The following is a 14,712-nucleotide window of genomic DNA, read 5'->3' as shown; positions in this document are numbered from 1 at the left end:
CGCCTGCGCGAGGGTGACGCAGAGCGTCACGGGATGCGCGCCCACGCAGAGCGTGGGAGCGATCGATCGGTGTTTGCAGTCTCGGGTTACCAGAACCGCTGCTGAGTCAGCCGGCTCCACCAGGTCAGCAGCACCCGGTCCACCGAACCACTGGCCGCCAGCCCTACCCGCTCCTGCAGGCTTTTACGCTCGGCGTAGTGCAGGTGGAACACCTCGGCGGTCTTGGCCTTGGTGGCCAGGTATTCGTCGCTGGTCTGCAGCTCGTCGACCAGTTGCTTGTCGAGGGCGGCGACACCCAGCCACACTTCTCCGGTGGCTACCTCGTCAATCGCCAACTGCGGGCGGTAACGCGAGACGAAGTTCTTGAACAATTGGTGCGTGATGTCCAGGTCTTCCTGGAATTTCTCGCGCCCCTTCTCGGTGTTTTCGCCAAACACCGTCAGCGTGCGTTTGTATTCGCCGGCGGTCAGCACTTCGAAGTCGATATCATGCTTTTTCAGCAAGCGGTTGACGTTGGGCAACTGCGCGACCACGCCGATGGAACCGAGGATCGCGAACGGGGCGCTGATGATCTTCTCGCCGATGCACGCCATCATATAACCGCCGCTGGCCGCGACCTTGTCGATGCACACGGTCAATGGCACACCCGCTTGACGAATGCGCGCCAGTTGGGAAGAGGCCAGGCCGTAGCTGTGCACCATGCCGCCGCCGCTTTCCAGGCGCAGCACCACTTCGTCCTTGGGCGTGGCCAGGCTCAGCAGTGCGGTGATTTCATGGCGCAGGCTTTCAGTGGCGGAGGCCTTGATGTCACCGTCGAAATCCAGCACGAATACCCGCGCCTTAGGCTCGGGCTTCTTCTTGCCCTGCTTTTTTTCGGCTTTGCTTTCGGATTTGCGCAGGGCCTTGAGCTGGTCCTTGTCAAGCAGGCTCGATTCCAGGCGCTCGCGCAAGCCCTTGTAGAAATCGTTCAGCTTGCTGACCTGCAACTGGCCAGCGGATTTGCGACGCCCTTTGCTGCGCAGCGCCGCGAAGCTGATCAGCACCACCAGAATAGCGACCACCAGGGTGACGGTCTTCGCCAGAAAGCTCGCATATTCGGCCAAAAAATCCATATGTCTCCTTAAGAATGCACTGCGCCAGGCGCGGATGGCCCAGCATACCGGCGCCAATGCCCGCGGACCAGTGCCCAAACCGCCACCAGCGCACCTCTAACAGGCTTTTAAAACAAGCGTATGTTTTTTCATTGACAGCTCGCGGGCATCCTCATAACCTCGCCGGACTTTCAACGTACCGGGAAAACGGACGTGGGCAGCATCTATCTGATTCGACATGGCCAGGCCTCCTTCGGTGCAGACGACTATGACGTCTTGTCGCCCGTCGGCGTGGAACAAGCCCAGGTACTCGGTCGCCACCTGGCCGACCTGGGGCTGAGGTTCGATCGCTGCCTGTCGGGTGACCTGCGCCGCCAGCAGCACACCGCCACCGCCACGTTCGATCAATACAGCGCCCTCGGCCTGCCGGTTCCGCCGCTGGAAATCGACAGCGCGTTCAACGAATTCGACGGCGAGGCGATTATTCGCGGCCTGCTCCCCGACTTGCTCGGCGCCGAACCCGACGCCGTGCACATCCTGCGCAATGGTGCGCAGAACCGCAGCGAATTCCAGCGCATCTTCGCCCTGATCATCGAGCGCTGGCTGGCCGGCACCTACGACCCGCCGGGACTGGAAAGCTGGCTGGGGTTTGTCGAGCGTGTCCAGGGCGGCTTGCAGCGCATCCTTGAAGCAGCCGACAACTCGCAGAAAATCGCGGTATTTACCTCCGGCGGCACCATCACCGCCCTGCTCCACCTGATTACTCGGATGCCGGCCGCCCAGGCATTCGAACTGAACTGGCAAATTGTCAACACCTCGCTCAACCAACTGAAATTCCGTGGTCGCGAGGTGGCACTGGCTTCCTTCAACAGTCATACCCACTTGCAGCTGTTGAAGGCGCCGCAGTTCATCACTTTCCGATGAAGTGCGGCCAACCGTGACCCCAAGGTCACTGGACTCTACCCTAAAGGATCGAAACCATGACTGACGTAGCTAAAGCCGTAGAAGCAATGAAAGCCAAATTCAACCCAAGCGCTGCCGAAGGCCTGGACCTGGTATTCGGTTTCCGTATCGACGACACCAAGAACTTTTCGCTGGTAGTCAAAGACAAGACCTGCGAACTGCAGGAAGGTGAAAACCCGGACGCCCAGGTGACCCTGGTGATGGACAGCGAAACCCTGGAAGGCATTGTCGACGGCTCCACCGACGGCATGCAGGCCTTCATGGGCGGCAAACTGCGCACCGAAGGCGACATGATGCTGGCCATGAAGCTGAGCGAGCTGTTTCCTTCCTGATTCCAGGGCAATCCTGAGTCAGATAAAGATCCAGTGTGGGAGGGGGCTTGCTCCCGATAGCGGTGTATCAGTGACAGGTGAGCTGGCTGAGACACCGCTATCGGGAGCAAGCCCCCTCCCACGTTAAGTTTTAGGTTGCAGCAACAACGCCACCAGCGCACTCCACCCTGTCTGGTGCGACGCCCCCAGCCCCCTGCCAGTTTCCCCATGAAAATACTCATGGAACAACACCAGGTCACGGCTGAGCGGGTCCGCCTCCAACTGCGCATACGCCGCCATCGACGGGCGCAGGCCATTTTCGTCCCTTAGAAACAACCCGGTCAGGCGCTGACTGAGGCTGTCGGCCACTTCCTCCAGGGATGACAGATAACCGCTGCCCTTGGGGTACTCCACCGAAAAGTTATCCGCGTAATAGCGATGAAATTCGCGCAGCGACTCGATCAGCATGTAGTTGACCGGCATCCACAATGGCCCGCGCCAATTGGAGTTGCCACCGTACAAGCGTGAGTCGGATTCGCCGGGCTGGTAACTGGCGCACAGGGTGTTGCCATTCATCTTCAAGGCCAGGGGCTGCTCGGCGAAGGCCTTGGACAAGGAGCGCACGCCAAACGCCGACAAGAACTCATCGTCATCCAGCATGCGCCGCAGCAAATCCTTGGTGCGCTCGCCGCGCAGCAATGCCAGTAGCAGCCGATTGCCCTGCCCCGGTTCGTTCCAACGCGATACCAGCCTGGCCAGATCCGGCCGATGGTGCATGAAGCCCAACAGCCGCTCGCGCAAGCCCGCCAGGCCTTCATGCTCGCGCTGCTCCAGCACCAGCACCGCGAACAACGGCATCAGCCCGACAAGAGAACGCAGGCGCACCGGTTCGCTCTCGCCATCGGGGCGGTGCAGCACGTCGTAGAAAAACAGATCCTGCTCATCCCACAGCCCGTCGGCGCTGTCGTCGACGCGGTTGATGGCGCCGGCGATATACAGGAAGTGCTCGAAGAATTTCACCGCGATATCCACATACACGCCATTGCGCTTGGCCAGCTCCAGGGCGATGCGCATCAGGTCCAGCGCATAGGCGGCCACCCACGCCGTACCGTCCGCCTGGTCCAGCTGATAGCCCGGCGGCAGCGCGGCAGAGCGGTCGAACAGGGCGATATTGTCCAGCCCGAGGAAGCCGCCCTGGAACAGGTTGCGGCCCTCGGCGTCCTTGCGGTTGACCCACCAGGAAAAATTCAGCAGCAGTTTGTGGAAAATTCGCTCCAGGAAGTCCAGGTCGGCCACACCAGTCAACGCCTTGTCCTGCTGATACACGCGCCAGCTGGCCCAGGCATGCACGGGTGGGTTGGCATCGTCGAAGCGCCACTCATAAGCCGGCAACTGGCCATTGGGGTGCATGAAGCGGTCCTTCACCAGCAATAACAGCTGTTGCTTGGCGTAGCCCGGATCGATCAGCGCCATCGCCACCGCCTGAAAGCCCTGGTCCCACGAGGCATACCACGGGTATTCCCAGGTATCGGGCATGGAGAGAATGTCGAAATTGGACAGGTGCCGCCAATGGGTATTGCGCAGATGCAGGCGCTCGGGCGGCGGCGCGGGCTGGGCCGGGTCGCCGTCGAGCCACTGGTTCACGTCGAAATAGTACAACTGCTTGGACCACAACAACCCGGCCAGGGCCTGACGCTGCACATTGCGTGCATCGTCGTCGGCGATGCCCTGTTGCAGCGCCGCGTAGAAATCGTCGGCCTCCTGGCGGCGCTGTTCGAACAGCTTGCGCGCGTTGACCTCGGGCGCGTCCACAGGGGCAAAGCGCAGGTACAGGACTTTGCGCTCATCGCCTGCCAGTTCCAGCACGAACCGCGCCGCCACCTTGGTGCCCGTATCCCTGCGAATCGCGTCTTGCACACCGCCGACCACGTAATCGTTGATACCGTCCTTGAACGGCCCCGGCGCCGCCGGCCCACCCAGCCTGGGGGCGTTGGTCAGGTTTTCACAAAACAACCATTCCACGCTGTCCTGGCCCCAGGCGCTGAGATGGCGGTCGCCCAGCTCATGATGACGCGCTCGCACGCGGTCACCGTCCAGGGTCAAGCCGGGCTTGGGGGCGCCGAAGGTCCAGCTCCAGTCATTGCGCGCCCACAGCTGGGGCAATACCTGCAGGCGCGTGGGCTGCTCGGCACGGTTGTGCACGGTGATGCGCATGAAAATATCGTCGGGTTGATGCTTGGCGTACTCAACGCTGACGTCGCAGTAGCGGTTATCGTCAAACACGCCGGTATCGAGGATTTCATACTCAGCGTCAGCCAACCCACGGCGGGCGTTTTCGGCGATCAGGTCGGCGTAGGGAAATGCCTCATGGGGGTATTTGTAGAGCATGCGCATGTAGGCATGGCTCGGCACGCCATCGACGAAAAAGTACAGTTCTTTGACGTCTTCACCGTGGTTGCCCTCGGCGTTGTCGAGGCCGAACAGGCGTTCCTTGAGGATCGCGTCGCGTTCGTTCCACAGCGCCAGGCCCAGGCACCAGCGTTGCGCCTTGTCGCTGAAACCGGCCAGGCCATCCTCGCCCCACCGGTAGGCGCGGCTGCGGGCATGTTCATGGGGAAAATAGGCCCAGGCGTCGCCGTCGGCGCTGTAGTCCTCGCGTACGGTGCCCCATTGGCGTTCACTCAGGTACGGCCCCCACTCGCGCCAGCTTTCTGCATGCTCCGTCGCCAGGCGTTGACCTTCGAGGGTGTCGAGCAGTCGGTGTGTAGGTGCGGCCGTCATTGAGTCCTCCATCGCCGGTCGGATGAGCAGCAGTGTAGAACCCAATGCCGCCCGGATGCACATGAAGACTGCATAGGGGTGTCACCTCATTCATTTGCAGAATGAAGTCCAGAGGAAACTTCGTTTGCACACGCCTCTTGGGCCCAACAAAATCCAGGGAAAGCCACACACCTCGCCTCAGCCTTCAGGAATTTTTCTATGCCAGGTACCGCACATATCAGCCCCGACGAGATCCGTAAGGGCTTTTCCCGGGCGATGTCCGATATGTACAGGGATGAAGTGCCGTTGTACGGCGCGCTGATGAGTCTGATGGCGCAGACCAATGCACAGGTGCTGGAGAGCAACCCGGAGCTGGCCGAGCACCTGCAACGTACCGGCGAGATCGAGCGCCTGGACATGGAGCGCCACGGTGCGATCCGCCTGGGTACCGCTGCGGAGCTGGCGACCATCAGCCGTCTGTTCGCGGTCATGGGCATGCAACCGGTGGGCTATTACGACCTGACACCGGCTGGCGTGCCGGTCCATTCCACGGCCTTTCGCGCCGTCCACGAACAGTCGCTGCAAACCAGCCCGTTTCGCGTGTTCACCTCGCTGCTGCGCCTGGAACTGATCGAAAGCCCGGCGCTGCGCAGCTTTGCCGAAACCGCCCTGGCCAAGCGCTCGATCTTCACCCCCGGCGCCCTGGCGCTGATCGAACAGGCCGAAACAGACGGCGGCCTCGGAGCCTCTGACGCCGAGGAATTCATACGCCAGGCGCTGGAGACGTTTCGCTGGCACCCCACCGCCACCGTCACGGCCGCGCAGTATCGGCAGCTCAGCGACCAGCATCGCCTGATCGCCGACGTAGTGGCCTTCAGAGGCCCGCACATCAATCACCTCACCCCGCGCACCCTGGACATCGACCAGGTGCAGGCGGCCATGCCCGGCCACGGCATCACCCCCAAAGCCGTGATCGAAGGCCCACCTCGGCGCAAGTGCCCGATCCTGCTGCGCCAGACCAGCTTCAAGGCCCTCGACGAGACCATTGGCTTTACCGATGCCCAGGGCAGCCACAGCGCACGCTTCGGCGAAATCGAACAACGCGGCGTCGCGCTCACCCCCAAGGGGCGCGCCCTGTACGACCAACTGCTGAATGCCGCTCGCGATGAACTCGGTGCCTTCCCCAACGAGTCCAATGCCACGCGTTATGAACAATTGATGGAGCAACACTTCCAGGCCTTCCCGGATGACCACGCGCAAATGCGTGAGCAAGGCTTGGCGTATTTCCGCTACTTCCCCAGCGAAACAGGCCTGGCGGCCCGCGGCAAGTCCGACCAACCGCGCACACTGGAGGGACTGATCAGCGCGGGGCATGTGGAGGTGGAACCACTGGTGTACGAGGATTTCCTGCCGGTGAGCGCGGCGGGGATTTTTCAGTCGAACCTGGGCGATGCGGCGCAGAGTCACTACGCGGCGAATTCAAACAAGGATGAGTTCGAGCTGGCGCTGGGCCGCAGCACGATTGACGAGTTGCAGCTGTATGGCGAGACGCAGCAGCGTTCCGTGGATCAATGCATGAGCACGCTGCTGGTATAAAAAAATATGCACATTCGAATGGGGCACGGGTTGTGGTGAGGGAGCTTGCTCCCTCGCCACGGGTTGGGGGTTTGCTCAACTCAACTTTGCGACAATCTCATCTTTGATCAACAGCCGTTTCTTCTTCAGTTTTTCCACATCCTCATCGTTGGCACTTGCCGACTCCGCCTTCAGCACCTCCCCATCGGCAGCGTCGTATTGCGTGAGCAACGAGTCCAGACGCTTGTCACTCGCCCTGCGTTCGTGAACAACTTCCTTGCTCATCCCCAAGTCCTGATACAGGTCGTGTTTCACTGGCATGGCGTACCTCCACAAGTTGATCAATGGCCTACCCTTGAAACTAGCCCATTCCCAGGGGTCTTGTCATGTTCAAGGTCAAACCCTCTCCGTTCGTCGTAACCCCGGCGATGCAATCAAACCTTTGCCGTGCCCTGCCCTCCACTGTAGATCGCCACCCGAGGGAGACCGGTTTTATGAATCACACTGCCACTGCTGCCGACACGCAATGCATCAACACCATCCGCACCCTGGCCATGGATGCCGTGCAGAAGGCCAACTCGGGCCACCCCGGCACGCCCATGGGCCTGGCGCCGGTGGGCTACACGTTGTGGAGTCGCTTCCTGCGCTACCACCCGGAACATCCCGACTGGCCCAACCGTGACCGCTTTGTGTTGTCGGTGGGGCATGCGTCGATGCTGTTGTATTCGCTGCTGCACCTGGCCGGTGTGGTGGAAATCGATGCCCACGGCAAGCGCTCCGGGCAACCGGCGGTCAGCCTGGACGATATCAAGCAGTTCCGGCAAATGGGCTCCAAAACCCCGGGCCACCCCGAATACCGCATGACCACCGGGGTGGAAACCACCACCGGCCCCTTGGGCCAGGGCTGTGCCAACAGCGTGGGCATGGCGATGGCCGAGCGGTGGCTGGCCCAGCGGTTCAACCGCGACGGCCAGGTGCTGTTCGACTACGACGTCTACACCCTGTGCGGTGACGGCGACATGATGGAAGGCATCAGCAGCGAAGCGGCGTCGATGGCCGGGCATCTGCAGCTGGATAACCTGTGCTGGATCTACGACAACAACACCATCAGCATCGAGGGCCACACCGAGCTGGCCTTCAGTGAAGATGTGATCAAGCGTTTCCAGGCATATGGCTGGCACACCGTGCACGTCACCGATGCCAATGACCTGCAAGCCTTGAGCGTGGCGCTGGAAACCTTCAAGGCCAATACCGGCGCGCCGACCCTGATCGTGGTCGACAGCGTGATCGGCTACGGCTCGCCGCACAAACACAACACCGCTGCGGCCCATGGCGAGCCGTTGGGCGAGGATGAAATCCGCCTGACCAAAGCCGCGTATGGATGGCCAGAGGATTCCAGTTTCCTGGTGCCCGATGAGGCACGCACCACGTTGCGCGACGCACTGCATGAGCGTGCCGAACCGCTGTATGCCGAGTGGAACCAGACCTTGTCATCCCTCGACCCGCAACGCGCCGATGAACTGCAGCGCATGCGCGCCGGGGAAATGCCCGAGCACTGGCAGGCCGACCTGCCGCGCTTTGCGACCGATGCCAAGGGTGTCGCCAGCCGGGCATCGGGCGGCGAGGTGCTGAACGCCTTCGCTCAACAGATCCCCTGGCTGCTCGGCGGCTCGGCAGATCTATCGCCCTCGACCAAGACCAACCTCACCTTCGACGGCGCCGGCCGTTTCAGCGCCGATGACTACAGCGGGCGCAACCTGCACTTCGGCATTCGCGAGCACGCCATGGGCGCAATTGCCAACGGCATGGCGCTGTCCTATCTGCGGCCGTACACCTCGACGTTCCTGGTGTTCAGCGACTACATGAAACCGCCGATCCGCCTGGCGGCGATCATGGAGTTGCCGGTGGTCTTCGTGTTTACCCATGACTCGATCGGCGTCGGCGAAGACGGCCCCACCCACCAACCCATCGAACACCTGACCCAACTGCGCGCCACCCCAGGCCTGCTGACCCTGCGCCCAGGGGACGCGAATGAAACCCTGGAATTGTGGAAGGTTGCGCTGGCGCAGACCGATCGGCCAAGCTGCGTGGTGTTGTCGCGCCAACCGCTGCCAACCCTGGATCGCAGCCGCTATGCCGCCGCCTCCGGTGCGGCCAAAGGCGCCTACGTGCTGGCCGGCGCAGACAAGCCTGAAGTGATCCTGATCGCCACCGGCAGTGAAGTCAGCCTGGCGGTCGCCGCCTACGAACAACTCACGGACGAAGGCATTGCCGCGCAGGTGGTGTCGATGCCCAGTTGGGAACTGTTCGAAGACCAGGACCAGGCCTACCGCGACAGCGTGTTACCGCCGGCGGTGAAGGCGCGCGTGGTGGTGGAACAGGCCGGCCCGTTGGGCTGGGACCGCTACGTCGGGCAGACCGGGGCCAAAGTGGTGATGAACAGCTTTGGCGCGTCGGCGCCGCTGGCAAAGTTGCAGGAAAAGTACGGGTTCACTAAGGAAAATGTGGTGAAGTTGGCTAAACAGCAGATCCAGCACAACCGGGCTGAGTAACCCCTCTCAATGCGCAGGGGGGGCTTGCTCCCCTCCTGCATCCAGACCGGCGATGACTCAATTCTTGTAGTCGGTATCCCTACGCTCCAACTGCCGGATCAACGCATTCCAATGCCGCGCCACCCCCGGGCCTTCCCCACTGCTGAAGACCTTGGCCTGCTGCTCGACCCTGGCCACCACTTCAGCCGGTGGAAATACCAGTTCCGCATTCCCGCCTGCCTGCGCCGCAATCTGGATGTTGCAGGCGCGCTCCAATCCCTGCAGCTGCTGGAATGCATGCTCCACGCTGATGCCTGCGGTCAACAGCCCATGGTTGCGCAGGATCATCACGCTCTTGTCGCCCAGGTCCGCCACCAGCCGCTCGCGTTCGTCCAGGTCCAGGGCCACGCCTTCGTAGCCGTGATAGGCCACGCGTCCGGAAAACGCGATGGAATGCTGGGAGATCGGTAACAGCCCGTCCTTCTGCGCGGATACCGCAATCCCGTCGCGGGTATGGGTGTGCAGCACCGCCTGCAGGTCGTGGCGCGCGCCATGGATGGCGCTGTGGATCACGTAGCCGGCGTAGTTGATGCCAAGGCCGGTGGGGTCATCGACCAGGGTGCCGTCGAGGTCGACCTTGACCAGGTTGGAGGCGCTGATTTCATCGAACAGCAGGCCGAAGGCGTTGATCAGGAAATGTTCCTCAGGGCCTGGCACACGGGCGGAGAAATGCGTGTAGATATGGTCGGTCCAGTTGTACAAGGCCGCCAGTCGATAGGCGGCGGCCAGTTTGACGCGCACCTCCCATTCCTCTGGCGTGACGCGTTGGCGGACGGTACTGGAAACGCTCGATAGCGAGGTGACGCTGCTCATGGCAAAACTTCCTGGATGGCCTTAAGGACTTCCCGGCCAGCCTAGGCGATGCGCAAAAATAATAAAAAGCACATTTTAATCTAAGCTAATTATTATTAATTTTTATAAAATCCCACGCCGACAACACATAACCAATGTGGGAGGGGGCTTGCTCCCGATGGCGGTGGGTCAGTCAAATCATCTTTGACTGAAACTCCGCCATCGGGAGCAAGCCCCCTCCCACAGAGGTTCAGGCAGCGTTGCGGATCTTGTGCAGGGAATCGGCCACCCATTGGCCAAACGCATCCACCGGCCCTTGCAGGTTGCCAAGAAAGTGCGGATAGATCAGCCATAAATCCATCACCGGCTTGAAGTCCTTCAACGGCATCACCGCCAGTTGCTCGCGATGGGCACTGCGCGCAAGCAACGGGCGCGGCACCAGGCCAAGGCCCAGCCCATCCGCCACCAGCCCCAATTGCAACTCGGTGCCGAAGGTTTCCAGGTTCACCCGCAAGGCCAGGCCCTGGTCCGACAGGGTACGTTGTAGACCGGCACGGAAGCCGCAGCCGTCCGGGTTGAGGATCCAACCGTGCTGGTACACGTCGGCCAGCTTGCACGGCTTTTTCGGCAGTTGCGCCGTGGCACACACCACCACCAAGTCCATTTTGCCGATGGACTCCCCGACGATGTTGTCCGGAAAAATCTTGCCCGCCGGGAATAACGCCACCGCCGCATCCAGCTCGCCGCGCTCGATCTTGCCGACCAACTGGCTGCCCCAGCCGGTCGCCACCTGGGCGCGCAGGTCGGCGTACTCGCTGCGCAGGTGCTTGAGCGCATCGAGCAGCACCACGTCGCCGATGGTCTGCGGCACCCCCAGGCGCAGCACGCCGCTGGGCGGTGCGTCAGTGGCGACCAGCTCGCGCAGCGCGTCCATCTCGCGCAGGATCGAGCGGCATTGCTCATACACCCGGGTGCCGATCCGCGTTGGCTTGAGTGGTTTGGTGTTGCGGTCGAACAGCTCAACCCCCAGCGCCTGCTCGAAATTCTGCACGCGACGGGTGATGGCCGGCTGGGTCAACTGCAACGACTCGGCGGCATGGCTGATGGACTGGCAACGAATCACTTCGACAAAGGCATCGATATCGTCAATTTTCATTTGGGCCGCACATAGAGAACAGTCGTTAAGATGTGCGCCAAGCATAGTTGGCGCCACCCGGTCTGAATAGCCCGTGCTGTGATCAATAACGTCTAACGCTATACAGGACGATTCTAAATTACTTACAGCTATAAGCTAATCATTAAAAAATAGCATATTAACAACAAACATTATGCTTAGATAAGCCCATCAACTACCGCGAATGGAATGTTCATGAGCCAGGCCCGACACCCCGAGAGATTACGCGCCTTCATCGGCGCCTTGGCTGAGCTGATCGACGGCAACCCGCGCGAGGGCGACCTGCTGCACCGTGGCGGCAAGCTGCTGGCGCAACTGGTCAGCCATGATGACTGGCTCCCGGACGAATTCGCCCAACCCGACCCCGAGCGCTACCAGCAATTTCTGCTGCATGCCGATTCGCGCCAGCGTTTCAGCATCGTCAGCTTTGTGTGGGGGCCGGGGCAACGCACGCCGATTCATGATCATCGGGTGTGGGGGCTGATCGGCATGTTACGCGGCGCGGAATTTTCCCAAGGTTTTGCCCGGGCGCCCGATGGCGCGCTGGTCGCCGAGGGCACGCCGGTGCAACTGCTGCCGGGCCAGGTCGAAGCGGTGTCGCCGAAGATCGGCGATATCCATCAAGTCAGCAATGCCCACGACGACCAGGTGTCCATCAGCATTCATGTGTACGGCGCCAACATCGGCGCGGTGCGTCGGGCGGTGTATCAACCCGACGGCAGCGAGAAGCTGTTTATCTCCGGTTATTCCAACGCCTACCTCCCGAATATCTGGGACCTGTCCAAAGAAAAGAGCCCTGCCCTATGAGCACCGTATCGACCCGCAGCTACGCCCAGATTCGCCAGGCCCTGTTGGACCATGAGGAAGTCGCCCTGGTAGACGTGCGCGAGGAAGCGCCGTTCGCCGAAGGCCACCCGCTGTTTGCCGCAAACATTGCCCTGTCCAAGCTGGAACTGGAGGTGTATGCGCGCATTCCACGCCGCGATACCCAGGTCACGCTGTATGACAACGGTGAAGGCCTGGCCGAGCGCGCCGCCGAACGCCTGGTTGCGCTGGGTTACACCCAGGTCAGCCTGCTGGAAGGTGGGCTTGAGGGTTGGCGCCAGGCCGGTGGCGAGCTGTTTATCGACGTCAACGTACCGAGCAAGGCCTTTGGCGAACTGGTGGAAAGCCAGCGCCACACGCCGTCCCTGGCGGCCGAGGAAGTCCAGGCGCTGCTCGAGAGCCAGGCCGATGTGGTGGTACTCGACGCCCGGCGTTTCGATGAATACCAGACCATGAGCATCCCCACCGGCATCAGCGTGCCCGGTGCCGAACTGGTGCTGCGCGCCCGTGAACTGGCCCCGGATCCGGCCACGCGCATTATCGTCAACTGCGCCGGGCGTACCCGCAGCATCATCGGCACCCAGTCATTGATCAATGCTGGCGTGGCCAACCCGGTGTCGGCGCTGCGCAACGGCACCATCGGCTGGACCCTGGCCGGGCAGACACTCGCCCATGGTCAAGCACGCCGCTTCGCGCCGACGTCAGAGGAACATCGCCTGATCGCTGCCCAAAAGGCCCGCGGCGTGGCCGACAAGGCCCGCGTCGGCCGTGCCACCCTCGATGATCTGCAACGCTGGCAGCAGGACGCGACACGCACCACCTACCTGTTCGATGTCCGCACCCCGGAAGAATTCGAGGCCGGCCACCTGCCCGGCGCCCGCTCCACACCGGGCGGGCAACTGGTGCAGGAAACCGACCATGTCGCCAGCGTGCGTGGTGCGCGCCTGGTGCTGGTGGACGATGACGGCGTGCGTGCAAATATGTCGGCCTCCTGGCTCGCCCAACTGGGTTGGGACGTCTATGTGCTCGACGAGGTACACGCCGCGCATTTCAGCGAACACGGCGCCTGGGTCGCGCCGGTGCCCGCGCCACCCCAGGCCGAACTGATCAGCGCGCACACCCTCGCCGACTGGCTCGAACATGGCGACACGGTGGTGCTGGACTTCACCGCCAGCGCCAATTACGTGAAGCGCCATATCCCCGGTGCCTGGTGGACGTTGCGTGCGCAACTGCCCCAGGCGCTGGCAAAGGTGCCCCGCGCGCAGCGCTACGTATTGACCTGCGGCAGCAGCCAATTGGCGCGCCTGGCGGTGCCCGAAGTCGAAACCCTGACCGGCAAACAAGTGTTCCTGCTGGAGGGCGGCACCGCCGCCTGGATCGCTGCGCAACTGCCGCTCGAAGAAGGCGACACGCACCTGGCGTCACCGCGTATCGACCGCTACCGCCGCCCCTATGAAGGCACCGATAACCCACGGGAAGCCATGCAGGCCTACCTGGATTGGGAGTTCGGCCTGGTCGAGCAACTGGCCCGCGACGGCACCCACGGTTTCTACGTGATCTGATCCACCGCAGCACCGTTCCCGGATATCCGACCCCTTCTCCAGGCGGAGGTACCTTCCTTTACCCAACGCCTGGAGTCTGTCCCATGCTGTTCAATACCCCCCTCTCACGCCTGCTGCTGGGCAGCGCCCTGGCGCTCGGCCTGCTTGCCAATGCCCACGCCGCCGACCTGCAACCCCTGCGGGTGGCCAACCAGAAGTCAACGATCAAGGCGCTGCTGGAAGCCTCCGGCGAAACTAAAAACGTACCCTACGAGATCAAGTGGTCGGAATTCCCCTCGGCCTCGCCCCTGGGCGAAGCGCTGAATGCCGGCGCGGTGGATGTCGGCGCCCTGGGCGATGCGCCCTATGTGTTCGCCCTGGGCGCCGGTGCGTCGCTCAAAGTGATCAGCATCATCCACGCCGAAGGGCGTAACACCACCGCGTTGCTGGTGCCCCAGGATTCGCCGATCAAGACCGCAGCCGACCTCAAGGGCAAGAAAATCGTCACCGGGCGCGGCTCCATCGGCCATTACCTGGCGATCAAGGCCCTGGCCAGCGCCGGCCTGACCTCAAAGGATGTGCAGTTCATTTTCCTGCTGCCCGCCGAGTCCCGCTTGGTGCTGGATAACGGCACCGCCGATGCCTGGGCGACCTGGGACCCGTACACCACCGTGGTCACCTCACAAAGCAACGCCCGTGTGCTGGTCAGCGGCAGGAACCTGCTGAGCAACCACCTGTACTTCGCCGCCACCAGCCAGGCCATTGCCGACAAACGCGTGCAACTGGACGACTTTGTCGCCCGTGTCGACCGGGCCTACGCCTGGGCCAACAACCACCCCGACGAATACGCCGCCGCCCAGGCCAAAATCACCGGCCTGCCGTTGGCGGTGCACATTGAAGTGGCCAAGGACACCCACCTGTCCCCGGTGCAGATTGACGACGCGGTGATCAGCGGCCTGCAAACCACCGCCGACACCTACCAGAAGGAAGGCCTGTTGAGCCGGCGCATCGACGTGTCCCAAGGCTTCGACAAAAGCTTCAACACCCTGCGTGCCCCCAATTCCCAAGCATCGCGCTAAGGAGCAGAAC

12 protein-coding genes are annotated in these 14,712 nt (G+C 62.2%); 7 read left to right on the top strand and 5 right to left on the bottom strand.

Going from position 1 to position 14,712, the window contains the following annotated elements; genetic code table 11:
* Positions 1-86: 86 nt before the first annotated feature.
* Complete coding sequence (gene sohB / locus C4J93_RS12250; protein ID WP_124370507.1) at positions 87-1,112, bottom strand: protease SohB; 1,026 nt, start codon at positions 1,110-1,112, stop codon at positions 87-89.
* Positions 1,113-1,304: 192 nt separating this feature from the next.
* On the opposite strand from sohB, the gene C4J93_RS12245 reads away from it, so the two are divergent.
* Positions 1,305-2,015 carry a histidine phosphatase family protein gene (locus C4J93_RS12245; RefSeq protein ID WP_124429450.1) on the top strand — a complete coding sequence of 237 codons (711 nt, stop codon included), beginning with the start codon at positions 1,305-1,307 and terminating at the stop codon, positions 2,013-2,015.
* A 56-nt stretch (positions 2,016-2,071) separates the two neighbouring features.
* The gene (locus tag C4J93_RS12240; protein WP_005788868.1) at positions 2,072-2,386 is read left to right on the top strand and encodes an SCP2 sterol-binding domain-containing protein; all 315 of its coding nucleotides are present in this window, start codon (positions 2,072-2,074) and stop codon (positions 2,384-2,386) included.
* A gap of 123 nt (positions 2,387-2,509) precedes the next feature.
* Here the strand turns inward: C4J93_RS12240 and C4J93_RS12235 are convergent, their stop codons facing one another.
* Positions 2,510-5,146 (bottom strand): glucosidase, encoded by a 2,637-nt coding sequence (locus tag C4J93_RS12235; protein ID WP_124429449.1) that lies wholly within the window; start codon positions 5,144-5,146, stop codon positions 2,510-2,512.
* Positions 5,147-5,344: 198 nt separating this feature from the next.
* Here C4J93_RS12235 and C4J93_RS12230 point away from each other — a divergent pair, with 198 nt between their 5' ends.
* Positions 5,345-6,721 (top strand): VOC family protein, encoded by a 1,377-nt coding sequence (locus C4J93_RS12230; RefSeq protein ID WP_124429448.1) that lies wholly within the window; start codon positions 5,345-5,347, stop codon positions 6,719-6,721.
* Positions 6,722-6,796: 75 nt separating this feature from the next.
* Here the strand turns inward: C4J93_RS12230 and C4J93_RS12225 are convergent, their stop codons facing one another.
* Positions 6,797-7,021, bottom strand: coding sequence for a DUF465 domain-containing protein (locus C4J93_RS12225; protein ID WP_124370504.1), 225 nt, complete (start codon positions 7,019-7,021; stop codon positions 6,797-6,799).
* 173 nt (positions 7,022-7,194) lie between these two features.
* Between C4J93_RS12225 and tkt the strand changes: the two genes are divergently transcribed.
* A complete protein-coding gene (tkt, locus tag C4J93_RS12220) occupies positions 7,195-9,252 on the top strand; it encodes a transketolase (RefSeq protein ID WP_124429447.1) in 2,058 nt (685 codons plus the stop codon).
* 57 nt (positions 9,253-9,309) lie between these two features.
* Here tkt and C4J93_RS12215 read toward each other — a convergent pair whose 3' ends face one another.
* Both C4J93_RS12215 and C4J93_RS12210 read right to left on the bottom strand, forming a co-directional pair.
* A complete protein-coding gene (locus tag C4J93_RS12215; protein WP_124407025.1) occupies positions 9,310-10,104 on the bottom strand; it encodes a class II aldolase/adducin family protein in 795 nt (264 codons plus the stop codon).
* Between the two features lie 229 nt (positions 10,105-10,333).
* A complete protein-coding gene (locus C4J93_RS12210; RefSeq protein ID WP_124362582.1) occupies positions 10,334-11,239 on the bottom strand; it encodes a LysR family transcriptional regulator in 906 nt (301 codons plus the stop codon).
* Positions 11,240-11,452: 213 nt separating this feature from the next.
* Between C4J93_RS12210 and C4J93_RS12205 the strand changes: the two genes are divergently transcribed.
* The 3 genes from C4J93_RS12205 (at position 11,453) to C4J93_RS12195 (ending at position 14,702) form a co-directional block, all read left to right on the top strand.
* Positions 11,453-12,064, top strand: coding sequence for a cysteine dioxygenase (locus C4J93_RS12205; protein ID WP_124429446.1), 612 nt, complete (start codon positions 11,453-11,455; stop codon positions 12,062-12,064).
* Positions 12,061-13,644: a rhodanese homology domain-containing protein gene (locus tag C4J93_RS12200; RefSeq protein ID WP_124429445.1), complete on the top strand. Its 1,584-nt coding sequence runs from the start codon at positions 12,061-12,063 to the stop codon at positions 13,642-13,644. The genes C4J93_RS12205 and C4J93_RS12200 overlap by 4 nt, the downstream gene beginning before the upstream one ends.
* An 83-nt stretch (positions 13,645-13,727) precedes the next feature.
* A complete protein-coding gene (locus C4J93_RS12195) occupies positions 13,728-14,702 on the top strand; it encodes an ABC transporter substrate-binding protein (protein WP_124429444.1) in 975 nt (324 codons plus the stop codon).
* Positions 14,703-14,712 lie beyond the last annotated feature (10 nt).

Origin of the sequence: Pseudomonas sp. R2-37-08W, assembly GCF_003851705.1 — a bacterium.
Lineage (GTDB): Bacteria > Pseudomonadota > Gammaproteobacteria > Pseudomonadales > Pseudomonadaceae > Aquipseudomonas.
Note: the sequence above shows the minus strand (reverse complement) of the source record. Positions and strands in the feature narration are given on the sequence as shown.

Bases quoted from the DNA above. Each gene is read 5' to 3' on its own strand.
- C4J93_RS12210 (WP_124362582.1), bottom strand. From the start codon at position 11,239: ATGAAAATTGACGATATCGATGCCTTTGTCGAAGTGATTCGTTGCCAG.
- C4J93_RS12225 (WP_124370504.1), bottom strand. From the start codon at position 7,021: ATGCCAGTGAAACACGACCTGTATCAGGACTTGGGGATGAGCAAGGAA.
- tkt (WP_124429447.1), top strand. From the start codon at position 7,195: ATGAATCACACTGCCACTGCTGCCGACACGCAATGCATCAACACCATC.
- sohB (WP_124370507.1), bottom strand. From the start codon at position 1,112: ATGGATTTTTTGGCCGAATATGCGAGCTTTCTGGCGAAGACCGTCACC.
- C4J93_RS12230 (WP_124429448.1), top strand. From the start codon at position 5,345: ATGCCAGGTACCGCACATATCAGCCCCGACGAGATCCGTAAGGGCTTT.
- C4J93_RS12195 (WP_124429444.1), top strand. From the start codon at position 13,728: ATGCTGTTCAATACCCCCCTCTCACGCCTGCTGCTGGGCAGCGCCCTG.
- C4J93_RS12235 (WP_124429449.1), bottom strand. From the start codon at position 5,146: ATGACGGCCGCACCTACACACCGACTGCTCGACACCCTCGAAGGTCAA.
- C4J93_RS12205 (WP_124429446.1), top strand. From the start codon at position 11,453: ATGAGCCAGGCCCGACACCCCGAGAGATTACGCGCCTTCATCGGCGCC.
- C4J93_RS12240 (WP_005788868.1), top strand. From the start codon at position 2,072: ATGACTGACGTAGCTAAAGCCGTAGAAGCAATGAAAGCCAAATTCAAC.
- C4J93_RS12200 (WP_124429445.1), top strand. From the start codon at position 12,061: ATGAGCACCGTATCGACCCGCAGCTACGCCCAGATTCGCCAGGCCCTG.
- C4J93_RS12215 (WP_124407025.1), bottom strand. From the start codon at position 10,104: ATGAGCAGCGTCACCTCGCTATCGAGCGTTTCCAGTACCGTCCGCCAA.